23 protein-coding genes are annotated in these 25131 nt (G+C 72.1%); 7 read left to right on the top strand and 16 right to left on the bottom strand.

The genetic code is table 11. From position 1 onward, the window contains the following. Positions 1-93: 93 nt before the first annotated feature. The 3 genes from CFK41_RS08245 (at position 94) to CFK41_RS08235 (ending at position 4142) form a co-directional block, all read left to right on the top strand. A complete protein-coding gene (locus tag CFK41_RS08245) occupies positions 94-1362 on the top strand; it encodes an acyl-CoA dehydrogenase family protein (RefSeq protein WP_096799223.1) in 1269 nt (422 codons plus the stop codon). Continuing rightward, positions 1359-2699: an MFS transporter gene (locus tag CFK41_RS08240; protein WP_096799222.1), complete on the top strand. Its 1341-nt coding sequence runs from the start codon at positions 1359-1361 to the stop codon at positions 2697-2699. Before CFK41_RS08245 ends, CFK41_RS08240 begins: the two co-directional genes overlap by 4 nt. Before the next feature lie 69 nt (positions 2700-2768). Continuing rightward, positions 2769-4142, top strand: a complete 1374-nt coding sequence (locus tag CFK41_RS08235) for an LLM class flavin-dependent oxidoreductase (protein WP_096799221.1) — start codon at positions 2769-2771, stop codon at positions 4140-4142. Positions 4143-4166: 24 nt separating this feature from the next. On the opposite strand, the gene recO is transcribed toward CFK41_RS08235, so the two are convergent. After that, complete coding sequence (recO, locus tag CFK41_RS08230) at positions 4167-4901, bottom strand: DNA repair protein RecO (RefSeq protein ID WP_096799220.1); 735 nt, start codon at positions 4899-4901, stop codon at positions 4167-4169. A 198-nt stretch (positions 4902-5099) separates the two neighbouring features. Between recO and CFK41_RS08225 the strand changes: the two genes are divergently transcribed. Next, positions 5100-5816 (top strand): EcsC family protein, encoded by a 717-nt coding sequence (locus CFK41_RS08225; RefSeq protein WP_096799219.1) that lies wholly within the window; start codon positions 5100-5102, stop codon positions 5814-5816. A gap of 23 nt (positions 5817-5839) precedes the next feature. On the opposite strand, the gene CFK41_RS08220 is transcribed toward CFK41_RS08225, so the two are convergent. The 3 genes from CFK41_RS08220 to CFK41_RS08210 form a co-directional block, all read right to left on the bottom strand. After that, positions 5840-6604, bottom strand: coding sequence for a methyltransferase domain-containing protein (locus tag CFK41_RS08220; RefSeq protein WP_096799218.1), 765 nt, complete (start codon positions 6602-6604; stop codon positions 5840-5842). 75 nt (positions 6605-6679) lie between these two features. Further along, complete coding sequence (locus CFK41_RS08215) at positions 6680-8914, bottom strand: M28 family peptidase (RefSeq protein ID WP_096799217.1); 2235 nt, start codon at positions 8912-8914, stop codon at positions 6680-6682. A 99-nt stretch (positions 8915-9013) separates the two neighbouring features. Next, positions 9014-9940, bottom strand: coding sequence for a LysR family transcriptional regulator (locus tag CFK41_RS08210; RefSeq protein ID WP_096801004.1), 927 nt, complete (start codon positions 9938-9940; stop codon positions 9014-9016). 91 nt (positions 9941-10031) lie between these two features. Here CFK41_RS08210 and CFK41_RS08205 point away from each other — a divergent pair, with 91 nt between their 5' ends. After that, positions 10032-11087 carry an EamA family transporter gene (locus CFK41_RS08205; RefSeq protein WP_227873261.1) on the top strand — a complete coding sequence of 352 codons (1056 nt, stop codon included), beginning with the start codon at positions 10032-10034 and terminating at the stop codon, positions 11085-11087. 33 nt (positions 11088-11120) lie between these two features. Here the strand turns inward: CFK41_RS08205 and leuA are convergent, their stop codons facing one another. From leuA to CFK41_RS08175, 6 genes are all read right to left on the bottom strand, one after another. Continuing rightward, positions 11121-12839, bottom strand: a complete 1719-nt coding sequence (gene leuA, locus CFK41_RS08200) for a 2-isopropylmalate synthase (protein WP_151904835.1) — start codon at positions 12837-12839, stop codon at positions 11121-11123. Positions 12840-13183: 344 nt separating this feature from the next. After that, complete coding sequence (era, locus tag CFK41_RS08195) at positions 13184-14170, bottom strand: GTPase Era (RefSeq protein ID WP_096799215.1); 987 nt, start codon at positions 14168-14170, stop codon at positions 13184-13186. Beyond that, positions 14160-15494, bottom strand: a complete 1335-nt coding sequence (locus CFK41_RS08190; RefSeq protein ID WP_096799214.1) for a hemolysin family protein — start codon at positions 15492-15494, stop codon at positions 14160-14162. The genes era and CFK41_RS08190 overlap by 11 nt, the downstream gene beginning before the upstream one ends. A gap of 46 nt (positions 15495-15540) precedes the next feature. Continuing rightward, complete coding sequence (gene ybeY, locus CFK41_RS08185) at positions 15541-16002, bottom strand: rRNA maturation RNase YbeY (RefSeq protein ID WP_096799213.1); 462 nt, start codon at positions 16000-16002, stop codon at positions 15541-15543. A 2-nt stretch (positions 16003-16004) separates the two neighbouring features. Then, the gene (locus CFK41_RS08180) at positions 16005-17051 is read right to left on the bottom strand and encodes a PhoH family protein (protein WP_096799212.1); all 1047 of its coding nucleotides are present in this window, start codon (positions 17049-17051) and stop codon (positions 16005-16007) included. Next, positions 17048-17422: a histidine triad nucleotide-binding protein gene (locus CFK41_RS08175; RefSeq protein ID WP_096799211.1), complete on the bottom strand. Its 375-nt coding sequence runs from the start codon at positions 17420-17422 to the stop codon at positions 17048-17050. The genes CFK41_RS08180 and CFK41_RS08175 overlap by 4 nt, the downstream gene beginning before the upstream one ends. 77 nt (positions 17423-17499) lie before the next feature. On the opposite strand from CFK41_RS08175, the gene CFK41_RS08170 reads away from it, so the two are divergent. Beyond that, a complete protein-coding gene (locus tag CFK41_RS08170; protein WP_096799210.1) occupies positions 17500-18042 on the top strand; it encodes an NADPH-dependent FMN reductase in 543 nt (180 codons plus the stop codon). Between the two features lie 50 nt (positions 18043-18092). On the opposite strand, the gene CFK41_RS08165 is transcribed toward CFK41_RS08170, so the two are convergent. From CFK41_RS08165 to hrcA, 6 genes are all read right to left on the bottom strand, one after another. Then, positions 18093-18962 (bottom strand): ABC transporter permease, encoded by an 870-nt coding sequence (locus CFK41_RS08165; RefSeq protein ID WP_151904710.1) that lies wholly within the window; start codon positions 18960-18962, stop codon positions 18093-18095. Then, complete coding sequence (locus tag CFK41_RS08160; RefSeq protein WP_096799208.1) at positions 18955-19797, bottom strand: ABC transporter permease; 843 nt, start codon at positions 19795-19797, stop codon at positions 18955-18957. Before CFK41_RS08160 ends, CFK41_RS08165 begins: the two co-directional genes overlap by 8 nt. Beyond that, positions 19794-20789, bottom strand: coding sequence for an ABC transporter ATP-binding protein (locus CFK41_RS08155; RefSeq protein WP_227873260.1), 996 nt, complete (start codon positions 20787-20789; stop codon positions 19794-19796). The genes CFK41_RS08160 and CFK41_RS08155 overlap by 4 nt, the downstream gene beginning before the upstream one ends. 54 nt (positions 20790-20843) lie before the next feature. Continuing rightward, complete coding sequence (locus CFK41_RS08150) at positions 20844-21632, bottom strand: 16S rRNA (uracil(1498)-N(3))-methyltransferase (protein WP_096799206.1); 789 nt, start codon at positions 21630-21632, stop codon at positions 20844-20846. 19 nt (positions 21633-21651) lie between these two features. After that, positions 21652-22779: a molecular chaperone DnaJ gene (gene dnaJ / locus CFK41_RS08145; RefSeq protein WP_096799205.1), complete on the bottom strand. Its 1128-nt coding sequence runs from the start codon at positions 22777-22779 to the stop codon at positions 21652-21654. 102 nt (positions 22780-22881) lie between these two features. Further along, positions 22882-23892: a heat-inducible transcriptional repressor HrcA gene (gene hrcA, locus CFK41_RS08140; RefSeq protein WP_096799204.1), complete on the bottom strand. Its 1011-nt coding sequence runs from the start codon at positions 23890-23892 to the stop codon at positions 22882-22884. 213 nt (positions 23893-24105) lie between these two features. Here hrcA and CFK41_RS08135 point away from each other — a divergent pair, with 213 nt between their 5' ends. Beyond that, complete coding sequence (locus tag CFK41_RS08135) at positions 24106-24987, top strand: DUF3097 domain-containing protein (protein WP_096799203.1); 882 nt, start codon at positions 24106-24108, stop codon at positions 24985-24987. Positions 24988-25131 lie beyond the last annotated feature (144 nt).

The raw sequence follows: 25131 nt of genomic DNA, 5'->3' as shown, positions 1-25131 counted from the left end.
CACCCGCCGTAACGTTCCGCGGGTCCACACCGCCGACGCTGCGACGGTGTCGCCGTCCGAACGTCGCGCAGCACCCCCGCACGAGAGGCCCGCATGTCCCCCGCCACGAGCACCGCCGTCCTGCCCTCCGAGCTCGCCCCGCTGCGTGAGCGGTTCTCGCCGCTGTTCGAGCGGATCGCCGCCGGGACCGTGGAGCGCGAGCGCGAGCGGCGGCTCCCCGCGGCGGAGATCGCCGAGCTCGACGAGGCCGGGTTCGGCACTCTGCGGGTCCCCCGCGAGCACGGCGGGCCGGGGGTGAGCATCGAGACGTTCACCCATCTGCTCGTGGATCTGGCCCGTGCGGACTCCAACATCGCCCACCAGTACCGCTCCCACTTCGGCTTCCTCGAGTCGCTGCGCTTCCAGCCGGCGCAGGTCCAGGATCTCTGGTACCCGCGGATCCTGGCCGGGGCGACCGTGGGAAACGCCTCCACCGAGCGCGGCGGCAACCGGCTCGGCACCCTGAACACCCAGCTCGCCTCGACCTCCGACGGCACCACCGTGAGCGGCACGAAGTACTACACGACCGGCACGATCTTCGCGGACTACACCCGGGTCTCCGCGGCCCTCGAGGGTCAGGACGGCCGCTGCTTCGCCGTGGTCCCCACCGACGCGCCGGGGGTCACGATCGAGGACGACTGGGACGGATTCGGCCAGAAGCTCACCGGGACCGGCACCACTGTGCTGGAATCCGTCGCCGTCGAGCCCGGCGGCGTGCTCGAGCGCGAGCCGGGCGGCTACGAGGCCACCCATGAGGCGGCCTTCTTCCAGCACGTGCTCCTGGTGGTGCTCGCGGGCATCGCCCGGGCGGCACGGGACGACGCCGCCTTCCTGGTCGCCTCCCGTTCCCGCACCTTCAACACCGGAAGCGGGCTCCCCTTCCGGGAGGATCCCCTCATCCAGGAGGCCGTGGGCCGCCTGGCCGCGAAGGCGTTCAGCGCCGAGGCGGTCGTGCTGCAGTGCGCCCGCGCCCTGGACGAAGGCCTGGTGGCCTCCGAGGACCCCGCCGACGGTGCCGACGGTCCGCGAGGCGTGGACCGGGCGGAGATCGCTCTCGAGCAGGCCCAGATCAGCGTGCCCGAGCTCGCGCTCGGCGCCGCCCAGGACCTCTTCCTCACCGTCGGCGCCTCCGCGACCTCCACCTCGAAGGCCCTGGACCGCCACTGGCGCAACGCCCAGACCGTCGCCACCCACAACCCGATCGCCTTCCGCGCCCGCTCGGTCGGCGACCACTTCATCAACGGCACGGTCCCCGAGGGGCTCAACGCCATCGGCGAGGCGACTTCGGCCACCGCCGGCACCCCCTCGAAGGAGCGCTCATGACCACCACGCTGCCCCCGGCCGAAGCGGCCCAGCCGGAGCTGGCCCCGCCCCGCGAGCGGCGTCGCGTGCTCGGCTCGGCCTTCGCCGGTACCACCATCGAGTGGTACGACTTCTACCTCTACGGCACCGCCTCGGCGCTGGTCTTCAACACCCAGTTCTTCCCCAGCGACAATCCGCTGGCGAGCACCCTGGCCTCCTTCTCGACACTGGCCATCGGATTCCTCATGCGTCCGCTCGGTGGCATCGTGGCAGGGCACCTCGGCGACCGCATCGGCCGCAAGGCCCTGCTGGTCGCCTCGCTGCTCGTGATGGGGATCGCTTCGCTCCTCATCGGGCTGCTGCCCAACCACGAGGCCATCGGGGCGTGGGCCGCCGTCGCCCTCGTGCTGCTGCGCATGGTGCAGGGCTTCGCCACCGGCGCGGAGTGGGGCGGCTCCGCCCTCCTCTCCGTCGAGCACGCCCCGGCCGCCCGGCGCGGTCTGTACGGCTCGTTCACGCAGGTCGGCTCCGCCGCGGGCATGCTCCTGGCCACCGGCGCCTTCCTGGTGGTCCGCTCGCTGACCACCGCCGAGCAGTTCGCGGACTTCGGCTGGCGCATCCCGTTCCTGGCCTCCGCCGTGCTCGTGGTGCTGGCGCTCTGGATCCGGCTGGGGGTTCAGGACGCCCCCGAGTTCACCGCCGTGCGGCGCGAGGGCCGCACCGCCTCCGCCCCGGTGCGCGAGGTGCTCACACGGCATCGTCGGCCGCTGCTGATCATCGTCGCCCAGCGCATCGCGCAGAACAGCATCTACTTCCTCATCGCGGTGTACCTGCTGAGCTACCTCTCGGACACCCGCGGGGACGACACCTCCGGGGTCACCGCGGTGATGATCGCCTCCGCCGTCGGCCTCGTGACCACCCCGCTGTGGGGGATGCTCTCGGACCGCGTCGGGCGCCGCCCCGTGACGGTCTTCGGCTACGTGGCCATCGCCGTCTTCGTGTGGGTGCTGTTCACCTACCTCGGCGCGAGCTCCCTCGCCCTGCTCCCGCTGGTGGTGATCCTCGGGATGAACATCGCCCATGACGCGGTGTACGGCCCGCAGGCGGCCTGGTTCGCCGAGCAGTTCCCCGTCGAGGTGCGCTATTCGGGCGTGAACATGGGCTACCAGCTCGGCTCCGTGATCGGCGGCGGCATCATGCCGCTGCTGGCCGCGGTGCTGTACGCCGCCGGAGGCGGGACGCCCTGGTTGATCTGCCTGTACGTCACCGCCATCTCCGTGATCTCCCTCGTCGCGACGCTGTTCGCCGAGGATCCGCACGGTCGGGCCCTGCGCGCAGCCCGCGCGCCCCGTCCCTGACCCGCGCCGCGGCGCCCCAGCGTCCCGCCGCACCCACCGCACCGACGCCCGATCCGACCGAGGAGAACCATGCCCCGGAAGCCGCTCCTGCTCAACGCCTTCGACATGCTCACGCCCGTCCACCAGTCCCCCGGGCTGTGGCGCCACCCCGAGTCCCGGGCCGGTGACTTCCAGCGCCTCGCCCACTGGACCGAGCTCGCCCGCACCTTGGAGGAGGGCGGCTTCGCCTCGCTGTTCCTGGCGGACATCGTGGGGGTGTACGACGTCTACGGCGGCGGCCCGGACGCGACCGCCCGCGGCGGCGTCCAGTACCCGCTGCTCGATCCGCTGGTCGCGGTGCCCGCGATGGCGGCCGTCACCGAGCACCTCGGGTTCGGCGTCACCGCCTCGGTCTCCTACGAGGACCCGTACCTCCTGGCCCGCACGCTGAGCACCCTGGACCACTTCACCGACGGCCGGGTCGCCTGGAACATCGTCACCAGCTACCAGGACTCTGCGGCCCGCAACCTGGGCCGCACCGCACAGATCCCGCACGACGAGCGCTACGACCGGGCCGACGAGTACATGGAGGTCATGTACCAGCTGTTCGAGGGCTCCTTCGCCGAGGGGGCGCTGCGCCTGGACACCGAGGCCGACGTCGTCGTCGACCCGGAGCTGGTGCGCGACGTGGAGCACCACGGCACCTACTTCGACGTGCCCGGCCGGGCGCTGTCGGCACCGGGCCCCCAGCGCACCCCGTTCCTGTTCCAGGCCGGGGCGTCCTCCCGCGGGCTGCGCTTCGCCCAGGACCATGCGGAGGCGATTTTCTTCTCCGGCGGCACCCCGGCTCTGGTGCGCCGCTGGACCGACGCGGTGCGCGACGGTCTCGAGGCCTCCGGTCGCGGTCGGGACGCCGCCTCGATCTTCTCCCTCGCCACGATCGTCGTCGACGAGACCGACGAGGCGGCCCAGCAGCGTCTGGACGAGTACCGCCGCTACGTGGACACCGAGGCGGCGCTCGCGCTGTTCGGCGGCTGGACCGGCGTGGATCTCGCCGGAGCCCGCCCCGAGGATCCGGTCGAGCATGTGCGCACCGAGGCGAACCAGTCCGCGCTCGCCTCCTTCACCTCGCTGTCCCCGGACCGGACCTGGACCGTGGGCGACCTCGCCGAGTTCGTCGCGATCGGCGGCCGCGGCCCCGTGATCGTCGGCTCCCCCACGACCGTCGCCGACGAGCTCGAGCGATGGATCGAGGAGGCCGGGGTCGACGGGTTCAACATCTCCGCCGCGGTGCGGCCCGCCGACCTCGAGCGCTTCTCCCGCTTCGTCACCCCCGAGCTGCGGCGCCGCGGCCTGCTGCCCGAGCGGGGCGATGCTCCGCGCACGCTGCGGGAGCGTCTGGGCGGGGCCGGACCGCACCTGCCGAGCACCCATCAGGGGGCGAAGCACCGCTTCGAGGCCTGAGCGAGCTCCTCGGGCGCTGAGGGCTCAGCGCTCGACGTAATGCAGCGATCGGACGGAGCGTTCGAGGTGCCAGGTGATCGTGTCGGTGATCAGACGGCCCGCCTCCTGCATGACGGTCTCCTCGGCGCCGAGCACGTTCTCCCAGTCCCCGGCGAGGAGGAAGATCATGTGCTCGATCGCGGCCTGGCGCACGGCGATCGCTCCCGGCCGACGGCACGGGGTGCACACCAGACCGCCGGCGCGGATGTCGAGGGCGTGGTGGGGGCCGTCGGACCCACAGGACGCGCAGACACGCAGCTCGGGCGCCCAGCCCGAGACGGCGAGGGTGCGGATGAGGAACGAGTCCAGGACCAGCGGTGGCGGGATCCGGCCCTCGGCCATCGCCCGCAGCGCGCCGACCAGCATGAGGAAGCCGCGCTGGTTCGGGTCCACCATCTCGTCGGTGAGCCGGTCGGTGGTCTCGAGCATCGCGGTCGCGGCGGTGTAGCGCCCGTAGTCGGCGCTGATGCCCACGGCGAAGGCCTCGATGGTCACCACCTGGGTGACGGTGTGGAGGGACTTGCCGGCGTGGAGCTGGATGTCCACGAGGGTGAAGGGCTCGAGCCGTGCGCCGAAGCGGCTGCCGGTGCGGCGCACGCCTTTGGCGACCGCCCGCACCTTGCCGTGACGGCGCGTGAGCAGCGTGATGATGCGATCGGCCTCGCCCAACGGGTGGGTGCGCAGGACGATCGCGTCGTCACGGTAGAGCTTCTGCTGCATGATCCTCCGAGCCTACGACCAGGAGCCGTCAGCGCAGCGATCCCCGGCCGGTGTCGCCCGACAGGTCGATCAGCCGTCGGCGGAACCTGCTCACCGAGCGGTCGGCCGGGCGGCGCACGACGGTCCGGCACGGCATGATGGCGTCATCAGCCGGCGCACGCCTCGGCGACCGTCGGACGCCTGCCGAAAGGAGCTGTCATGGGGATCTTCTCGATGCTGCGACGTGACGAGTCTGCCCGGAGCACCGCCCGCGAGGCCATGAAGGAGGCGCGCCGAGGCGACCAGGCGCCGTCCGGCGGCGCGCTCGAGAAGATCGTGACGATGATCCGCGATCTCGGACTCGACGGGAAGCTCGCCTACTCCTCGGCGGCGGACATCGCCCAGCACGCACGGCGCGGTCGTGGGAAGCGCCGACCGGAGGTCGCGGTGCGCCGGATCGTGCGCCGCCACCGATGGGGTGTCACGGCGGGAGGCTTCGTCACCGGCCTCGGCGGCTTCCTCACCCTGCCGATCCTCCTGCCCACGAACGTGCTCGAGTTCTACGTGCAGGCCACCCGCATGGTCGGGGCCATCGCCGCGGTGCGCGGCTACGACCTCGAGGACGAGGAGGTCCGGGTCCGGGTGCTGGCCGCCCTGCTCGGCGAGGAGTCCGGGGATGTGCTGAAGAACGTGGGACTGGGTCCGGTCGCCGGCGCCGCCGCCCGCGGCGTGGCCAGGTCGCTGCCCGTGAGCCCCCAGTCGCAGGTGGCCGGGGCGATCGGCGGTCGCCTGCTGCGACGCTTCGGCCTGCGCTCCGCGCGGCTGTTCGGCAAGGCGATCCCGGGCCTCGGCGCCGTGCTCGGCGCGGTGACCGACCGCGCGCAGCTGAACCGGATCGCCAAGTCCGCCCGCAGGAGCTTCCCGCCGGTGGCCTGAGGGCTCACGGCCGACGGACGGGCTCAGTCCGCCCGTCGGCCGACGGCGAAGACCCGCCGGAAGGGCAGCACCACGCCGTGTCCCTGATCCGGATAGGCGACGCGCAGCGCGGCCCGGTACTCCTGCTCGAAGGAGCCTCGCAGCTCTGCGGGCAGCGCCTGCAGGGTGGGGCGGGCCCCGGTGCCGCTGACCCATTCGAAGACGGGGTCCGGGCCGTGCAGGACATGCAGGTAGGTGGTCTCCCAGGCGTCCGCCACCAGGCCCAGATCCTGCAGCGCGCGCAGGTACACCTCGGCGTCGTGCGAGGAGGGCACCGCCACCCCGTCCAGGTGAGAGGCGTAGGGTCCCTGCGCGGCCAGGTCACGGCGCAGGGTGTGGCTGGGCTCCTCGAAGTTCCCCGGCACCTGCAGGGCCAGCCAGCCGCCCGGCGCGAGCATCCCCGCCAGGCGCGGGAGCAGCTCGAGATGCCCGGGCACCCACTGCAGGGCGGCGTTGGTGATCAGCACGTCCACGGGCGCGGGCGGCTCCCAGGTGCGCGCATCGGCGAGCACGGCCCGGATCCCGGGCACGTCCTGGGCGCGGGCGATCATCTCGGGGCTCGAGTCCACCGCCGTCACCTCCGCGTCCGGCCACCGCTCCCGCAGCAGCGCGGCGAGGGTGCCGGGCCCGGCCCCGAGATCGACCACCCGCTGCGGCGAGGTCGCACCCACCCGGGCCAGGAGCTCGACGAAGGGCCTCGCCCGCTCGTCCTCGAACTGCAGATACTGCTCCGGGCTCCAGCTGTGCACGCGTGCGTCCCCTCGTCGTGGATTTATCTTGACGTCAAGATACCTGTCGTGGTCCCGACGGTCAAACGTCGGCCGTCAGAGCGCCGCGGTCAGAGTCACCTCGGTCCGCGGCTGCATGAGCGAGACCTCCGCACCGGGCTCGGTCCATCCGGCGGCGAGAGAGGGGTCGAAGGCCGTCTCGAGCACGGTGAGATGCTCCCCGGGCGCGGCCCGCGCCGTGACCTCCACCTGCTGGCCCGCACGCAGGCCATGGATCTGCAGCGCATCGAGCCCGTCGTCGGCGTCGACCGGGACGCCGTCCACGGCGACGTCGAACAGCCTGTCGGTCTGCGGGCTGAGGGTGAGGGCCGAGGCATCGCGCGCGCCCGTGATCGTGATCCGGACCCGGGAGTCCTCCAGGGTCTCGGTCTCCAGGGTCGGCATCGTCAGATCGGATTGCGCGGCGGTGCCGTCGAGCGCACGGCCCCAGTCCGTGCTGCCGGAGACCTCCCACACGGTCTCACCGCTCTCGCCGTCGATGTGGGCGGTGACCCGTTCCTGGGTCGGCTCGGGAGCGGCGAGGGTCCAGGAGGTGCCGGCGACGACCAGGCCGAGGGTCAGCACGGCGGGGAGCAGCGGGATCAGGAGCCGGTGGGGCCTCCGCGCCGGCCGTTCCCCCGCGGGAGCCGGGCCCAGCAGCAGCGGTGCTGCGACGCCGAGGCCGATCAGCGCGGTGCCGGCCAGTCCCCCGGCGGCCGAGGCGATGCCGAACTCGGCCAGGGTGTGCAGCTGGGTCCCGAGCATCCAGCCCGTGGGCAGCAGGGCGACGGCGCGCACCGCCAGTCCTGCCCGCTCCGGCAGCACGGCAGCCAGCAGCGTGCCGAGCGCGGCGAGGGCGGCGGGGAGGATGAAGGATCCACCGAGCGCCGGCGCGTACGCCCCGAGCACGGCGAGCAGGACGGCGACCGTCAGCGAGGCGCCGAGCAGCAGGGCCGCGCGGGAGATCAGCAGCCGGGCGAGCACCCAGCCCGCCGCGACCACGGCGGCGGCGATCAGGAGCTCCGCGAGGAGGAAGGGGTCGGCGCGCACCGGCTCCCGTGTGGTCTGCGAGAGCATCTCCGGGGTCGCCGCCGCCGTCAGCGACCAGAGCACGAAGGCGGCGAGCACCCCGGCGATGAGGACCAGCAGCCCGGTCGCCGCACCGAGCGCCGTTCCGAGCAGGCTCAGCTCCCCGCGTCGACGGCGCAGCACGATCGCACCGAGCACGAGGACGGGCGCCAGGAGCGCGAGCCCCGTCATCACCGATGGCGGCACCTGCACCACTCCCCAGGGCGCGGTGGTCTGCACGGGCTGCTCGGCGGCGTGCCGGCCGAGGGCGTCGAGGTCGCGCTGGCCGAGATCGTGCGTCAGGGCCAGCGTGAGGTCGCCGTAGTGCTGGAGGGTGCCGGGGTCGAGGTGCTCGGCGTCGTCCTGGGCGGAGTGATAGGCCCAGGCGTCGTCGATGATCGCCATGTCCATCCCCCACCAGCCGCCGTCGCGGTAGACGGTGAAGTCGGTGTCGTTGGGGATGATCTCGAACAGCGCATCGGTGAAGGACTCGAACTCGGGGCTCGGGGCGGCGCCGATCACCTCGTGCATCGGCCCGCCGGCCCGGGTCACCATGGGCCGCCCCGAGATGCCGCGCGCCTCATGGTTCAGCACCACCACAGGGGCGGTCAGCTGATCGGCGCCGTCCTCCAGGAACGCCTCCGCGCCGAGCAGGCCGCGCTCCTCGCCGTCGACCAGGAGCACCACCAGATCATTCCGCATCGCCTCGGGCCCGAGCGCTCGCACCGTCTCGAGGATCACCGCGAGGCCCACCCCCGCGTCGGCCGCGCCGGGGGCACCGGGGACCGAGTCGATGTGGGTGGCCAGGACGAGCGTGCCGGTGGGGTCGCTGCCGGGTCGGCTGGCGACCAGGTTGGTCACGTACCCGCTCGTGGCCTCGGCGCCCACCGTGCGCACCCCGATGCCCTCCTGCGTGGTGATCTCGAAGCCCAGCGCCTCCAGCTGCACGGCGAGCTCCTCGCGGGCGGCATCCACCGCCGGGGAGCCGACGGGCCGCGGCGCGGCGACCACTGGGGCGGCGGCCTGGGAGGCGCGCGTGGCGCTGAAGACGTCCGACGGGGCGTCGGCGCCCTGCGGCGAGGGGACCCCGCGGAAGAGGACTCCGGCCAGCGCCGCCGCGAGGAGCAGGGCCACGAGCAACGCCGCCTGGAGGCGGAGGCCGCGGCGGTGCGGCGGGGCCGTCGCGAGGTCGGCGTCGACGGGGGCGTCATGGGAGGAGGTCATGGAGAACTGTCTACCTGGTCCCGCACCGCCGCGCCTCCTCCTCTCGCAGGAGACGCAGGATCGTGCCCTCGACGATCGTGTCCCGGTCCGGAGACGAGCTCACGGTCGCAGGCGCTCGAGGTCCGTCGCGTCGGTCAGCTCCTCGGCAGCCTCGAGCAGCGCCGCGCGGAAGGCGAGGAGCGAGGGATGGCGGGCGGCTCCGGCGCGTGCCGCGGTGTAGAGCGATCGATGCGGGTCGCCGGGCAGACGCACCACGCGGGTGCCGCCGAGATGCTCGGCGGCGATGATGCCCGGCACGAAGGCGACGGCGTGCCCGGTGCGGACAAGATGCACCTGCAGCAGAGGGTCGGGGGTCTCGAAGCGGATCCGCGGTTCGATGCCGGCCCCGCGCAGGTAGGTCCGCGCCCAGAGCCCGGTGCGGCCCTCGGCGGGATCCAGCGCCCAGGGAGCCTCCGCCAGCTCGGCGAGACCGCGCACCTCCGACCACGGACCGGTGTCCGGCAGCACCAGCAGCAGCGGGTCGCGCAGCAGGGCCTCGCGATCGGTGCCGCGACGCACCACCTGCTGACCGCCGGGGTAGTCCTCGCCGAGGATCACGTCGTAGCGGTGGGCGAGCAGCCCCTCGTAGGCGGCATCCACCTCCTGCTGGGCCATCTCGAGCTGGAGCTGCGGGGAGCGCTGGGCGAGCACCGTGACGGTCGCGGGGGCGAGGGCGATCATCGGGGTCTGGAACGAGGCCACCCGCAGAGGTCCCCCGGTCCCGCCCTCGGCGAGGGAGAGCTCGGCCTGCGCCGTCTCGAGCAGGCTCAGCATCTCCTCCGCGCGGCGGGCGAGCTGCACCCCCGCATCGGTGAGCACGACCCGCCTCCCCACCTGGGAGAAGAGGGAGACCTTGGTCTCCCGCTCCAGCTGGGAGAGCTGCTGGGACACCGCCGAGGGGGACATGGAGTGGGCGCTCGCGACCGCCGTCATCGTCTCCAGCCTGCGCAGTTCGTGCAGCAGGAACAGCCGGTGCAGGTTCAGCATCATCTCTCCCAGATCCGTGAAGCTCTGCTTCACGGTACAGGTCGGAAACATTCGCTGGACCTGGCGGGACAGTGCTGTGCACAGTGGGGACGTGAGCACCTCCCCCGCACCCTCGACGGCTCCCTCCTCCGTCGCCCCCGACCGGCCCTCCGGCATCTCGACCCGGCCCGTGCTGTTCATCCTGGCCTCCTGCGTCTCCCTGCAGTTCGGTGCGGCGCTCGCGATCCAGCTGTTCCCTGCGCTCGGCTCCTGGGGCACCACGGCGCTGCGGCTGGGCTTCGCCGCGATCGTGCTGATGGTGGTGGTGCGCCCGCGGATCCGGAGCCTGAACCGTCAGCAGTGGCTGGCGATCATCCCGTTCGGCCTCGCGATCGGGCTGATGAACGGCAGCTTCTATGCGTCGCTGGCCCGGATCCCGCTGGGCACCGCGGTCGCGATCGAGTTCCTGGGACCGCTGGTGCTCGCCGCGGTCCTCTCCACCCGGCGCACCGATCTGCTGTGGGTGCTGCTCGCGCTGGCCGGAGTGGGGCTTTTCGGGCTCGAGTCGTTCCTCGGCGCGACCTCGCTCGACCTCGTCGGCGTGCTGCTCGCGCTCGTGGCCGGCGCGTTCTGGGCCGGTTACGTGCTCACCAGCTCCCGGGTGGGGCGCCTGGTCGCCGGGCAGGACGGGCTGGCGCTGGCGATGGTGATCGGCACGCTCGTGGTGCTGCCGCTGGGTGCGCCCGGCGCGCTGGCGGGGCTGCTGGATCCGCACCTCCTGCTGCTCGCCCTGGGCACCGCGGTGCTCTCCTCGGTGCTCCCCTACTCGCTCGAGCTGACGGCGCTGCGCCGCCTGCCGCGGCACGTGTTCGGGATCCTGCTCAGCCTCGAGCCGGTGGTGGCCCTGCTCGCGGGGGCGCTCCTGGTGGGCCAGGACGCGACACCGGCGAAGATCGCGGCGGCCGCCCTCGTGGTGGTCGCGAGCGCCGGCGTCACCCTCACCGCTCGGCGCGGCGATCCCACCCAGCCGCAGCCGGCGGACGAGGAACCGGGGTGGGAGCTCCCCACCCCCACGCACGCGACCCTCACCGGCGAGATGCCGATCGTCCTCGCGGACGACGCCCTCGTCGACACCTCCGACGCAGACGGCGGCGAGACCCCTCGCTGAGGGGGCTCGCCGCCGTTGCTGCCGGACCGGGGCTCAGGCGCTCACGCGCTCCGCACGATGCGCCCGGTTCAGGGCCGAGGTGATCGCCTCGAGGGAGGCGCGGGTGATCGAGCCGTCGATCCCGACGCCCCAGAAGATCCGATCGCCGATCTCGCACTCGATGTACGAGGCCGCCAGGGAGTCGTCGCCCTCGGTGAGCGCGTGCTCGGCGTAGTCCAGGATGCGCACGTCGATGTTCCGCTCGGCCAGGGCCTTGACGAAGCCGTCCAGCGGGCCGTTGCCGATCCCGGTGATCTCGTGCTCCTCGCCGTCGACCACCAGGGAGACCGTGATGCGGTCCGCGCCCTCGCCGGTCGACTCCTGGCGCACGCCGCCGAAGCTGTAGCGGCCCCAGCGGCCCTGCTCCTGGGTCGCGGGCAGGTACTCATCGGTGAAGACGTCCCAGAGGGTCGAGGGGCTCACCTCGCCGCCGTCGGCATCCGTCTTGGTCTGCACGATGCCGGAGAACTCGATCTGCAGACGGCGCGGCAGGTCCAGACCGTGCTCGGTGCGCAGGAGGTAGGCCATCCCGCCCTTGCCGGACTGCGAGTTCACGCGGATCACGGCCTCGTAGGAACGACCCAGGTCCTTGGGGTCCACGGGCAGGTACGGGACGCGCCAGACGATATCGTCCACGTCCTTGCCCGCCGCGGCGGCGTCGGACCTCATCCGCTCCAGGCCCTTGTTGATGGCGTCCTGGTGGGAGCCGGAGAAGGCGGTGAACACGAGGTCGCCGCCGTAGGGGCTGCGCTCGGGCACCGGCATCTGGTTGCAGTGCTCGACGGTGCGGCGCACCTCGCCGAGGTCGGAGAAGTCGATCTGCGGGTCGATGCCCTGGCTGAACAGGTTCAGGCCCAGGGTCACCAGGTCCACATTGCCGGTGCGCTCGCCGTTGCCGAACAGGCAGCCCTCGATGCGGTCGGCGCCGGCGAGGTAGCCCAGCTCCGCGGCGGCCACACCGGTGCCGCGGTCGTTGTGGGGGTGCAGCGAGAGCACCAGCGAGTCGCGCCGGTCCAGGTTCCGGTGCATCCACTCGATCGAGTCGGCGTAGACGTTTGGGGTCGCCATCTCCACCGTCGCCGGCAGGTTGATGATCATCTTGTCCTCCGGCGTGGGCCGGAACACGTCGATGACGGCGTTGCACACGCGCACGGCGTACTCGAGCTCGGTGCCGGTGTAGGACTCCGGGGAGTACTGGTAGGTGACCCGGGTGTCCGGCACCGTCTCCTCGAACTTCCTGCACAGCAGCGCGCCCTGCACGGCGATGTCCAGCACGGTGTCCTCGTCGGCGCGGAAGACCACGTCGCGCTGGACCACGGACGTCGAGTTGTACAGGTGGACGACGGCGCGCTTCGCGCCGGAGATCGCCTCGTAGGTGCGCTCGATCAGGTGCTCGCGCGCCTGGGTGAGCACCTGGATGCTCACGTCCTCGGGGATGCGGTCCTCCTCGATGAGGGAGCGCACGAAGTCGAAGTCGGTCTTCGAGGCGGAAGGGAACCCGACCTCGATCTCCTTGTAGCCCATCTGCACGAGCAGCTCGAACATCCGCAGCTTGCGCTCGGAGTTCATGGGGTCGATGAGCGCCTGGTTGCCGTCGCGCAGGTCCACCGCGCACCAGCGGGGGGCGCGGGTGATCCGACGGGTGGGCCAGGTGCGGTCCGGCAGCTCGACCCGGATCTGCTCCTCGAAGGGCAGGTACTTGTGGATCGGCATGCCCGAGGGCTGCTGAGGCGCATCGCCGGCGGGCCCGAGCACGGGGGCCGAGGGATCGCCGACGGCGGCGACCTCCGGGGTGGTGCGGGGCGTCGCGACGGCGCCGGGGGTGATCGTGGAATCAGTCATCAGGGGATCCTTCTCGCTGGGGTACCGGTCGCCGGACAGCACTTCCACCGCGACAGGGTCCCGGCGTTCAGGTCCCGTCGCGGCGGCTAAGCAGGAGCAGCGTTCCACGCACGCCGCCACGGTAGCACCGCCGGAGCTCCGTGACGGTCACGCTCACGATGTGAACGCCCGGGCCTCCGGCGGCCGCTCGCGCAGGCGGCCGCGCGTCGAACACCTCAGAAGCCGAGGCGGCCGAGCTGCTTGGGATCGCGCTGCCAGTCCTTGGCGACCTTGATCCGCAGATCCAGGTGCACCTTGCGGCCCAGCAGCTGGTTGATCTCGGAGCGCGCCCGGGAGCCGACGTCCTTCAGCCGCGAGCCGCCCTTGCCGATGATGATCCCCTTCTGGCTGTCGCGCTCCACGAACAGGGTCGCACGCACCACCAGACGGCCGGTGCCGGGCTCGACGGGGGTGAAGGCGTCGCCGTCGGGATCGACCTCGACGACCTCTTCGACGATCACTGCGATGGAGTGGGGCAGCTCGTCGCGCACGCCCTCGAGGGCCGCCTCGCGGATCAGCTCGGAGATGCGGTCGTCGCGGGACTCCTCGGTGAGCTGGTCGTCCGGGTAGAGCTGCGGGCCGACGGGCAGCTGCGAGGAGATCACCCCGAGCAGCACGTCGATCTGGTCGTTCTTCTTCGCGGAGATCGGCACGATCTCGTCGAAGCCCATCAGCTGGTCCACGCTCATGAGGTGCTCGGCGAGCACGTCGCGGCCCACCAGGTCGGTCTTGGTGACGATCGCGACCACCTTCGGACCCCGGCGGCCGGTGCGCATCTCGACCAGGTCCTCGGCGATGAAGCGGTCGCCCGGGCCGATCTTCTGGTCGGCGGGGAGGCAGAAGCCCACCACGTCCACCTCGCCGAGGGTCTCGCGCACCAGGTCGTTCAGCCTCTCGCCCAGCAGGGTGCGGGGACGGTGCACGCCGGGGGTGTCCACGAGGATGATCTGGGCGTCGTCCTGGGTGACGATGCCGCGGATCGCACGACGGGTGGTCTGCGGCTTCGACGAGGTGATCGCGACCTTCTCCCCCACCAGCGCGTTGGTGAGGGTGGATTTGCCGACGTTGGGGCGGCCCACGAGCGCGACGAAGCCCGAGCGGTGGATCTCCCCGTCCGGTCCCGAGCTCTGCTCCGGCTCGGTGCGGTCCTGGTCAGCGGTCATTGTCGTCCTCCTGGTCACTGCCGGACGGGTCATCGTCCTGCGGGGCCCTGCGCACCAGCACGGTGGACAGGCGTTTGCGGCGGCCGGCGCTCTTGTCGGCCTCGAGCTCGAGTCCGTGGACGATCGCGTGCGTGCCCGGGATCGGCACGCGGCCGGTCGCCTTGGCGAGCAGCCCGCCCACGCTGTCGATGTCGTCGTCGTCGATCTCGAGGTCGAACAGGTCGCCGACCTCGGAGAGACCGGCCCGGGCCGGGACGCGGTAGCGGCCCTGGCCGAGGTCCTGGATCTCGGGCTCGTGGCGGTCGTGCTCGTCGGCGATCTCGCCCACGATCTCCTCGAGGATGTCCTCGATGGTGACGATGCCGGCCACGCCGCCGTACTCGTCCACCAGGACGGTGATGTGGACGTGGCTGGTCTGCATCTGGGCGAGCACCGCGTCGGCCGCGAGGAACTCCGGGGCGAAGCGGGCCGGGCGCATGATCTCGTGGACGGGGCGCTGCGGTCGCGGGTCCCACGGGGAGTGGATCGCGCGCATGACGTCCTTGACGTACAGGATGCCGCACAGATCGTCCACGTTCTCGCCCACCACGGGGATGCGCGAGTAGCCCGAGCGCACGAACAGCCGCATCGCGGCCTCGGCGCTCGAGTCCGCGGCGAGGGTGACCATGTCCGGGCGGGGCACCATCAGCTCGCGCACCATGGTGCCGCGCAGGTCGAAGACGCCCTGGATCATGTCGCGCTCGCCGTCGCGCACGTGCTCGTCCTCGAGGGCGCGGTCCACGTTCTTGCGCGCCTTCTCGGCGCCGTCCTCCGGGGTCTCCTGCCCGCCCGATCGCGTCGCGAGCGAGGCCCCCACGCTGGTCAGCAGTCCGGCGGGCAGCCACAGCAGCACACGGGCGGCGGTGACCAGCCAGCGGTTGGAGATCAGCACGGCCTCCGGGCGGCTGCGGCCGATGGTGCGCGGCGAGATCGCGAGCACGATGAGCACCAGCAGCCCGGCCACCACCACGGTCGCCAGGCCCGGGATCAGCAGGCCCTCGTGGCCGCGGTGGTCGCGGACGGCCACGGTCACCCCGGCCACCGCGGCGACCATGACGGTCTCGGCGAGCATCCGGGCGAGCGAGACCGAGGAGAGGGTGCGGGCGGCATCCTCCTGCTGGGCGAGCACCCGGTCCCGCACGGCGGCGGGCCGCGAGGCCAGCGCCTTCTCGAGCACGCTGCGGGAGAGGGAGAGCTGGGCGGAGTCGACCGCCGTGAGCACGGCCGCCACGACCCCGGAGACCACGATCAGCAGGATCAGGATCGTCAGGACCAGGGTCAGCACGGGACCGCCCGGGAGCTCGGTGTCGGGAGGGGCACGGGTCGGCGGCTCAGTGCTCGGAGCGCGAGGCGAGGAAGGTGAGCAGCAGCTGGCGCTGGAGGTCGAACATCTCGGTGCGCTCGTCCTCCTCCATGTGGTCGTAGCCCAGGAGGTGGAGGATCGAGTGGACGGTCAGCAGCAGCATCTCCTCGACGGCGCTGTGGCCTGCCTCGGCGGCCTGCTTGGTGGCGACCGACGGGCACAGCACCACGTCGCCGAGCAGCCCCTCGGGCGCCGGCTGCTGCGGGGTGCCGGGGATGAGCTCGTCCATCGGGAAGCTCATCACGTCGGTGGGACCCGGCAGGTCCAGCCACTGCACGTGCAGCTTCTCCATCGCGTCCTCGTCCACGAAGAGGATCGACATCTCCGTGGCAGGGTTCAGGTGCATCGCCTCGAAGACGAAGCGCGAGAGCTCGACGAACTCCTTCTCGTCGACGACCGCGGTGGTCTCGTTGCGGATCTCGATGGTCATGCTCAGTTCCCCTTGGTCGGGCGGTGGCGGGAGTCTCGGCTGCCTCCCGGGCGGATCTCCCAGCGGCCGTAGGCCTCGACGATGTCGCTGACCAGTCGGTGACGCACCACGTCGCGGGAGGAGAGGCGGCAGAAGGAGATGTCGTCGATGCCGGAGAGCACCTGCTCGACGACCCGCAGGCCGCTCTGCTGGGCGCCGGGCAGGTCGACCTGGGTGACGTCCCCGGTGACCACCATGGTGGAGTTGAAGCCGAGGCGGGTGAGGAACATCTTCATCTGCTCGGGCGTGGTGTTCTGGGCCTCGTCGAGGATGATGAAGGCGTCGTTCAGGGTGCGGCCGCGCATGTAGGCCAGCGGTGCGACCTCGATCGTCCCGGCGGCCATGAGGCGCGGGATCGACTCGGGATCGAGCATGTCGTGCAGCGCGTCGTAGAGCGGGCGCAGATAGGGGTCGATCTTCTCGTTCAGCGAGCCGGGCAGGAAGCCCAGCCGCTCCCCCGCCTCCACGGCGGGGCGCGTGAGGATGATCCGGTTGATCTGCTTGCTCAGCAGCTTCTGGACCGCCATCGCGACGGCGAGATAGGTCTTGCCGGTGCCGGCCGGGCCGATGCCGAAGGTGATCGTCGAGGACTCGATGGCCTCGATGTAGGACTTCTGGCCCATGGTCTTGGGGCGGATGGTGCGGCCTCGGGAGGACAGGATGGTGCGCGAGAGAACCTGCTCGAGCTTCCTGCCGCTGGCGCGGTCGTCGCCGTAGAGCGCGGCGGCCCGCTGGACCGCCTCGGCGCTGACGGACTGGCCGGTGCTCGCCATCTCGATGAGCGAGCGCACGATGTGCACGCTGCGGCTCAGGGCCTCCTCGGTGCCGCGCAGGGTCACCTGGTGCCCGCGCACGTGCACGTCGGTGTCGGGGACCGCGTCCTCGAGAGCGGCCAGCGCCTGGTCGTTCTCACCCAGCACCTGGAAGGGGCTGAGGTGGTCGGGGATCGCGAGCTTCCGCTCGAGGACCTCGGGGGCGCGGCCGGGGGCCGGGCTGAGGGCGTCGGTCACAGTTCTCCTTCTGCGAGCTTCCCGCCCGCCAGGACGTGCGCGTGCACGTGGAACACGGTCTGTCCGGCGCCGGGGCCGGTGTTGAACACGAGGCGGAAGTCGCCGTCGGCACGGTCGGCGGCGATGCGGCCGGCGACCTGGGTGATGTGGGCCAGCAGCTCCGGGTCCTCGGCGAGCTCGGCGACGTCCCGCCGGTGCTCGCGGGGGACGACGAGCATGTGCACCGGGGCCTGCGGGTGCAGGTCCGCGAAGGCGATCACCCGCTCGTCCTCGTGGACACGATCGGACGGGATCTCCCCGGCGATGATCCGGCAGAAGAGGCACTGCGGATCATGACGCCCTGTGTCGGTCTGGTTGACGCTGGTTCCCATGGTGGGGAGTCTACGGGAGCGAGGAAGGCCACCCGGAGTTGGGAAACCGCTCCCAGATATGAGAAGTTTAAAGCACTATGACGAAGCTCGGAATCATCCTCTCCAGTGCCCGCCCGAACCGCATCGGCGGAGGGATCGCCGACTGGGTCCGCGATGCGGCCCCCGCCGGCACGGACATCGACCTCATCGACCTGCGCGAGGTGGCCCTGCCCGCCTTCGACGAGACCTTCAGCCCCAAGGCGGAGCAGCCCCGCACCACGCCCCACGCCACCGCCTGGGCCGAGCGGATCGACGCGCTCGACGCCGTGGTGATCCTCACCCCGCAGTACAACGGCTCCTACCCCGGTGCGCTGAAGAACGCGATCGACTACCTGTTCGCCGAGTGGTCCGGCCTGCCCACCCTCCTGGTCGGCTACGGCTGGGGCGCGGCGAACGAGGTCCTCCCCGTGCTCGAGACCCTCATGACCCGCGTGGGCGCGGACGTCGTGGGCTCCATCGGCCTGGGCTTCCGCGAGGACCTCTCCGTCGAGGGCGAGCTCTTCGTCACCGAGGCGAAGGTCGCCGCCCTCGCGAGCGGCCTCGCGACCCTCGAGGAGAAGGCGCTCGCTCCCGTCGCCTGAACCATCTCGCTCCTCCGGGCCCCGTCGCGCATCGTGCCGACGGGGCCCGTTCAGTGCCCGGGGCTGGTGTAGTGGCGCGACAGCCGGCGGAACACCAGCACTCCGGCCACCAGCATCATCGGGCCCACCAGCGGGGAGAGCTGGGCGAGGATCTCGGGGACGGCGAGCTCCTCGGTGCGGCCCAGCACCACGGTCGCCGGGAGATAGGCCATGAAGGCCAGCGGCAGCAGGAAGGTCAGCAGCCAGGCCCCGACGGTGCCGAAGATCGTCATCGGGTAGGCGCCGAAGTCGGTGAGGACCCGGTCGATCGTGTCCTTGATCCGGGTGGTGGGACCCATGCGGAAGTCCAGCCCGGAGATCCCGATCTGCAGCCCCGCCTCGACCAGTCCGCCGCTCACTGCGGCCGCGGCCACGTACGCGATCAACCACGGCGACCAGTCGAGCTCCAGGCGGGATGCGGCGACCGAGAGGATCGCGAGCCCGAGCACCAGGTCCCCGAGCGTTCCCGGGTTGAAGAACCTCGTGAGCAGCTGGATCAGCGGCGAGGCGGGCCGCAGCAGGTACCGGTCCCAGTCGCCGTCCCGCACCACCTGTGCGCTCCCCCGGTGCTGGCCGAAGTTGATGGTGCACACGCCGTGGGCGGTGAGCCGCAGGCCGTACAGGAACGCGACCTCGGCCACGCTCCAGCCGGCGATCGTGCCGAAGGCGCCCAGCAGCACGCCGATGAAGGCCAGCTGCGTGCCCTGCAGGGCGGCGCTGCCCAGGAACATCATCACCAGGTTCACGCGGTGCACGCGCATGCTGCGCCAGGTGGCGCCGAGCAGGATCGCGTAGGTGCGCCACAGCGGCACAGGTCGGGCGAGGGTCCCGGACCCCGCCCTGTCGGCCGCCATCCGGCGGGGCGTGCTCGCCTCAGCCACCGAAGATCACCAGCCGACGGATGGCGCGGGACCACACCAGGGAGGCGAGGCCCGCGATCAGCACGACCCACACCACCTGCAGCCCGATCGCGCCTGCTGTGTGCCACCCCGGCGCGGTGTCGACGTAGATCGACAGCGGCACGAACACCTGCGCGGAGAAGGGCAGCAGGGTCAGGGTGCCGCTGAGCCAGTCCGGCATGAACCACAGCGGGATCAGCGCACCCGAGGAGAACTGGGCGAGCATGCGGTAGATGATGAAGGCGCCGCCGGTCTCGAGCGTCCAGAAGCCCACCAGCCCCACGGTGAAGTTCACCAGCAGCGAGAGCACGAATCCGAGAGTGAGGGAGAGCAGGAAGGCGAGTCCGGAGAGCCAGCTGCCGGGCAGGGCGATCGCGCCGAGCACGAGCCCCACCACCAGGGCCGTCAGGACGGCCGGGAGCTGGCCGATCGCCCCGCCGAGCTGGCGGGCGAGGGCGACCGGCACGGCGGAGATCGGCCGCATCACGTCGAAGGCGATCGCTCCGGTGCGCAGCCGGCCCAGCAGGGAGTCGAAGGCGAAGGGCTGGAACACCGTGGTGGTGAGCACGCCGAGCACCGCGTAGGTGACCGCATCGCCCTGCGCCACCCCCGCGACGTCGCTGCGGCCCCCGTAGACGGCGGTCCAGACCAGGTGCACGAGCACCACCTGCAAGGCACAGCCCACGATCCCCGTCCAGGTGGAGGCGCGGAAGGCGAACTGGGCCCGGGCGGCGTGGCCGACGGAGGCGCTGAGCCCGGCCCGCACCTGTGGGGCGGGCAGGCGGGTGCCGGCGCGGGCCACGACGCTCGCGCTCACGGCGCGACGCCCCGGTCGGTGTAGATCCGGTGGATCACGTCCTCGACGCTCGGCTCCCGGCTGGAGAGGTCGGTGATCTCCAGCGCCCCGGTGAGGCGCCCGATCGCCGCCGGGGCGGGCAGCACGGCGGGATCGAAGCGGAAGGTGCCCCGCAGCTCGTCGCCGGCGGGCACCAGGCGCGTGAGCTCGAGCCCCTCCAGGGAGATCGATTCGGGGATCTCCGAGGCGCTGACCACGATCTCGCGGAAGGGCGCGTAGCGGACGCGGAGGGCGTCCAGGCCGCCGTCGTAGAGGATGCGGCCCTCGTCGATGATCACCACGCGCCGGGCGAGCTGCTCGATGTCGGCGATGTCGTGGGTGGTCAGCAGCACCGTGGTGCCCTCGGTGCGGTTCTGCTCGGCGATGAAGTCGCGGATCCGTGCCTTGGCCACCACGTCCAGGCCCACGGTCGGCTCGTCGAGGTAGAGGACCGGCGGGCGGTACAGCATGGCGGCGACGATGTCGCCGCGCATGCGCTGGCCCAGCGAGAGCGAGCGCACCGCCGTGTCCAGGAACGGCCCCATGTCCAGCAGGTCCACGAAGCCCTCGAGGGAGCGGCGGTGATCCTCCGGGGAGAGCCCGTAGAGCTTCGCGATCAGCTCGAGGGACTCCCGCAGCGGCAGGTCGGTCCACAGCTGGCTGCGCTGGCCGAACACGGCGCCGATGTTGCGGGCGTTCGCTCGGCGGTCCTTCCAGGGCACGATCCCCTCGACCTCGACGTGGCCAGAGGTGGGCACGAGGATGCCGGTGAGCATCTTGATGGTGGTCGACTTCCCGGCGCCGTTGGGCCCGAGGTAGCCGACGATCTCCCCGTCATCGATCCGCAGGGAGACGTCGTCTACGGCGCGCGAGACGACCCTGTCGGTGCTGAAGAAGGACCGGACCCCCGCGAATCGGCCCACCGCTCGTCGAGGACGGCTGAACTCCTTGACCAGGTTCTCGGCGATGATCACCCGAAGCATCCTGCCACGGCGCGGCGCGCCGCACAGGGGATTCCCCCAGGTCGTTCAGCCCCAGCGGCCCACGAGCGCGCTGAGCACCGCGAGCGCGGCGGGTCCAGCGGTCGAGGAGCGCAGCACCTCGGGGCCGAGCAGCACCGAGCGGGCACCGGCCTCGTGCAGGCCGGTGAGCTCCTCGGGGGCGATGCCGCCCTCGGGGCCCACGATCACCAGGATCTCCTCGACACCGGCCTCGCTCGCCCCGCTCAGCTCCTCGGCGAGGCTCATCAGGCCGACGGACTCCTGCTCGTGCAGCACGAGCACGAGAGCTCCATGCCCCGCTCGCTCGCGCACCTGGAGCAGCAGCTCCTTCGTGGTCACGGGCTCGCCCACCTCGGGGATCCCGGGCCGACGGCACTGCTTGACCGCCGCACGCACCGTGGACTCCCACTTGGCGCGCCCCTTGCGCAGCTTCTCGCCGCGCCACACGGACACCGAGCGCTGCGCGATCCAGGGCACGAGGCGATCGGCGCCGAGCTCGGTCGCGGACTCCACGGCCTGCTCGTCCCGGCCGCCCGTGGCGAGCGCCTGGACGAGGCCCAGCCGGGGCAGCCGCTGCACGGCGGGCGCGGGGTCCGCGAGCAGCGTCAGGTCCAGCTCCTCCTTGCGGGCGCCGCTCACCTCGGCGAGGACCTGGCGGCCCGGGGCATCGGTGAGCAGGAGCTGCTCCCCCACCCCGATCCGGGCGACCTTCGCCGCATGGCGCCCCTCCTCGCCGCCGAGCACCAGGGCGTCGCCCGAGCGGGCGAGGGCCAGGGCGTCGTCGAGGATCAGGAAGCCGGGCGGCGTCGCGGGCACGTGGTGCTCCCGGTCCGGCTCAGAGGTCGCGCAGCCGTTCGCGGAGCTTCGCGAACGGACCGCGCTGGCCCTTGGAGCGACGGGTGGTCTCATCACCGCGCAGGGCGGCGAACTGGCGCAGGAGGTCCTGCTCCTCCTCGCTGAGGGACGAGGGGACGTCCACGTCGAGCACCACGCGGATGTCTCCGCGGCGCTCGCGGCGCAGCGGCGTGACGCCGAGGCCCTTCAGCGTGATCTCCTCGCCGGGCTGGGAGCCCGGGCGGATGTCCAGCTCCTGCTCGCCGTCGAAGGTGTCCAGCGGGATCGTCGCTCCGAGGGCGGCGGTGGTCATCGGCACCGCGATGGTGGTGACCAGGTCGTCGCCGTCGCGGTCGAACATCTCGTGATCGGTGACGGTGAGCTCGACGAAGAGGTCGCCCGAGGGGCCACCGGCCTCGCCGGTCTCGCCCTCGCCACGCAGCTGGATGCGGGTGCCGTTCTCCACGCCCGAGGGGATGCGCACCGTGACGGTGCGCTCGGCGGCGGTGCGGCCGTGGCCGGAGCAGCTGGTGCAGGGGCTCTCGATGACGTCGCCGTGGCCCTCGCAGGTGGGGCAGGGCGCCATGGTGACCATCTGGCCCAGCAGCGACTGGGCGACGCGCTGCACGTGGCCGGAGCCGTTGCAGGCGGTGCAGCGGGTGGGGCTGGTGCCGGGCTCGCAGCAGGAGCCGGAGCAGCGCTCGCACAGCTCCGCGGTGCGGAAGGTGACCTTCTCCTCGGTGCCGAACACGACGTCGCGCATCTCGATCCGCACCCGGCGCAGCACGTCGCCGCCGCGACGCTGGCGCGGGACGGGGCCCTGGCTGCGGCCGCGCATCCCGGAGGCTCCGGCGAACATGTCGAAGATGTCGTTGAAGTCGAAGCCGGCACCGCCGCCGCCGGGGAACCCGCCCATGCCGGGGCCGCCGCCCATGTCGTACTGGCGACGCTTGTCCGCGGTGGAGAGGGTCTCGTAGGCCTGGGAGACGCGCTTGAACTTCTCCGCGGCCTCCGGGTCCGGGTTCACATCCGGGTGGAGGGTGCGGGCGAGCTTGCGGTACGCCTTCTTGATCTCGTCGGTCGACGCATCGCGGGAGACGCCGAGCAGGTCGTAGTAGTCCTCGTTCACAGGGGTGGATTCCTTCGCGGGGAGTCGGTGTGGCCGGGCCGCGGCGGGCGGCGGGCGATGGGTGAGGCGGCGCGGGGCGGACCGGTCCGGTCCGCGGCGCTGCTATTCGAGATAGCGGCTGACGTAGCGGGCGATGGCCTGGACGGTGGAGATGCCGGTGGCGTAGTCCATGCGGCGGGGGCCGAGGATCGCCAGATGGGATCCCGAGCCGTAGCCGGCGCCGACCACCGAGGTCGAGTGCAGGGCCCGGTCCTCGAGCTCGGAGCCGATGCGCACCTCGACGGCTCCCGGGGACACGTGCATCTCGGTGAAGAGCCGCAGCAGCACCAGCTGCTCCTCGAGGACGTCCAGCAGCGGTTCGACATCGCGGGCGAAGTCCTGCGCGGAGCGGGCGATGTTCGAGGTGCCGGCCATCATGATGCGGTCCTCGGCGCGGCTGGCGGCCAGCGCAGCGAGCGTCTCGGCGACCTCGACGACCGCCGGACGCTCCACCGGAGGCAGGGACTCGAGGTACTCGCCCAGCGGTGCCGCGAGGTCGGTGACCTCACGGCCGGCGACGACGCGGTTGAGATGGTCGCGCAGCGCCACGTAGTACTCGGCCGGCCGGCCCGCGGTCACCGGGACGGTGCGCTGGTCGACGCGGCCGGACTCGAGGATCAGCACGACCAGCAGCAGCGAGTCCGCCACCTTGACCAGCTCGACGTGCCGGATCCTGGCCTGCCGACGGGCGGGGTACTGGACCATGGCGACCTGCTGGGTGAGCTGCGCGAGCAGCCGCACGGTGCGGGCCAGCAGGTCCTCGACGTCGCCGGCGTCCTCGAGCAGAGCGCGGATCGCCCGGCGCTCGGGGGCCGACAGCGGCTTGATCGTGGCCACGTGGTCCACGAAGGTGCGATAGCCCTTGTCGGTGGGCACGCGACCGGCCGAGGTGTGGGGCTGATGGATCAGCCCCTCCTCCTCGAGGGAGGACATGTCGTTGCGCACGGTCGCGGCGGAGACGCCGAGCTCGTGACGCTCCAGCAGCGACTTCGAGCCGACGGGCTCGCGGGTCGCGACATAGTCCTCGACGATCGCGCCGAGGATGTTGAGCTTGCGGGCGTCCGTCTCGCTCACCTCCTGCGCTGCGTCGTTCGAGGTCCCACCCTCCGGTGGGCCTGCCGGGCTCATGGTCCTGCGGGTCTCTGGCGGGTCCGGGGATCGTGGCGGTCCGCGGACCGCACGATCCGTGTCCCCTCAGACTGGCACTCTGCCGTGCCAAGTGCCAATCGTACGCCGCTCCGGCGTGCTGCGCCGAGAGGCGTTCGCCACGGGTGTACGGTGTCGCGCGTGCCTGCTGACTTCCCCGACCGGTACGGCCGCGACGTGCTGTCCGCCGGTCCGCCCGCCCATCATCGTCGCCGACCCGCCGCCCGGGAGGTCCCGGCGAGCAGGGACCTCGTCGTCGAGGAGGCGTCCACAGGTTTCACCGGGGCGATCACCCGTGTCGAGAAGATCGCGGGCGAGCTCGTGGTCGAGCTCGAGGACGGTCGCGGCGTGCGGCGCACCTTCCCCCTCGGCCCCGGCTTCATGATCGACGGGAAGCCGGTGGTGCTCCATCGTCCGGTCGCCGCCGTCGCGAAGGGTCCCGTGCGTCAGCGCTCCGCCTCCGGCTCCGTCTACGTCCAGGGCGCGAAGGCCCGCACAGCCCGCGCCTCCCGGATCTGGGTGGAGGGCACCCACGATGCGGAGCTGGTGCAGAAGGTCTGGGGGCACGACCTCCGCATCGAGGGCATCGTGGTCGAGCAGCTCGAGGGCGCGGACAACCTCGCCGAGCGGGTCCGAGAGTTCGGCCCCTCCCCCGGTCGCCGCCTGGGGATCCTGGTGGACCATCTCGTGAAGGGGTCCAAGGAGTCCCGCATCGCGGCCGAGGTCATGGCTCTTCCGGGCGCTCGCGGCAATGTCACCGTGCTCGGCCACCCGTACGTGGACGTGTGGCAGGCGGTCAAGCCCGCCCGCGTGGGGCTGACCGCATGGCCCCACATCCCCAAGGGGACCGACATCAAGGTGGGATCGCTCGCCGCCCTCGGCTGGCCGCATGCCGACACGGCGGACATCGGCCTGGGGTGGAAGCGGATCCTCTCCACGGTGCGCTCCTACGCGGATGTCGAGCCCACCCTCTCGGGACGCATCGAGGAGCTCATCGACTTCGTGACCGTCGACGAGGCCTGAGCGCGCCCCGCATCGCCCGGGACCCGCAGGCGTGGGGGTTATCCCCCGCACGACGCGGCGGTTCACCACGCTGTCGGTCCGCTCGGGAGTCCCTAGGCTGGATGCATCGACCCGCTGCCGGTACTCCGCCGGCCCGTGACCGAG

Source organism: Brachybacterium ginsengisoli (assembly GCF_002407065.1).
GTDB classification, from domain to species: Bacteria; Actinomycetota; Actinomycetes; order Actinomycetales; family Dermabacteraceae; genus Brachybacterium; species Brachybacterium ginsengisoli.
The sequence above is the reverse complement of the archived record's forward strand: the minus strand, read 5'-3'. Positions and strand labels throughout refer to the sequence as shown.

Excerpts from the sequence above, each read along its gene's own strand:
- era (WP_096799215.1), bottom strand. The coding sequence starts at position 14,170 with ATGACCGCTGACCAGGACCGCACCGAGCCGGAGCAGAGCTCGGGACCG.
- CFK41_RS08210 (WP_096801004.1), bottom strand. The coding sequence starts at position 9,940 with ATGCTGAACCTGCACCGGCTGTTCCTGCTGCACGAACTGCGCAGGCTG.
- leuA (WP_151904835.1), bottom strand. The coding sequence starts at position 12,839 with ATGCCGATCCACAAGTACCTGCCCTTCGAGGAGCAGATCCGGGTCGAG.
- CFK41_RS08235 (WP_096799221.1), top strand. The coding sequence starts at position 2,769 with ATGCCCCGGAAGCCGCTCCTGCTCAACGCCTTCGACATGCTCACGCCC.
- CFK41_RS08215 (WP_096799217.1), bottom strand. The coding sequence starts at position 8,914 with ATGACCTCCTCCCATGACGCCCCCGTCGACGCCGACCTCGCGACGGCC.
- recO (WP_096799220.1), bottom strand. The coding sequence starts at position 4,901 with ATGCAGCAGAAGCTCTACCGTGACGACGCGATCGTCCTGCGCACCCAC.
- CFK41_RS08175 (WP_096799211.1), bottom strand. The coding sequence starts at position 17,422 with ATGGGAACCAGCGTCAACCAGACCGACACAGGGCGTCATGATCCGCAG.
- ybeY (WP_096799213.1), bottom strand. The coding sequence starts at position 16,002 with ATGACCATCGAGATCCGCAACGAGACCACCGCGGTCGTCGACGAGAAG.
- CFK41_RS08240 (WP_096799222.1), top strand. The coding sequence starts at position 1,359 with ATGACCACCACGCTGCCCCCGGCCGAAGCGGCCCAGCCGGAGCTGGCC.
- CFK41_RS08225 (WP_096799219.1), top strand. The coding sequence starts at position 5,100 with ATGGGGATCTTCTCGATGCTGCGACGTGACGAGTCTGCCCGGAGCACC.
- CFK41_RS08170 (WP_096799210.1), top strand. The coding sequence starts at position 17,500 with ATGACGAAGCTCGGAATCATCCTCTCCAGTGCCCGCCCGAACCGCATC.
- CFK41_RS08245 (WP_096799223.1), top strand. The coding sequence starts at position 94 with ATGTCCCCCGCCACGAGCACCGCCGTCCTGCCCTCCGAGCTCGCCCCG.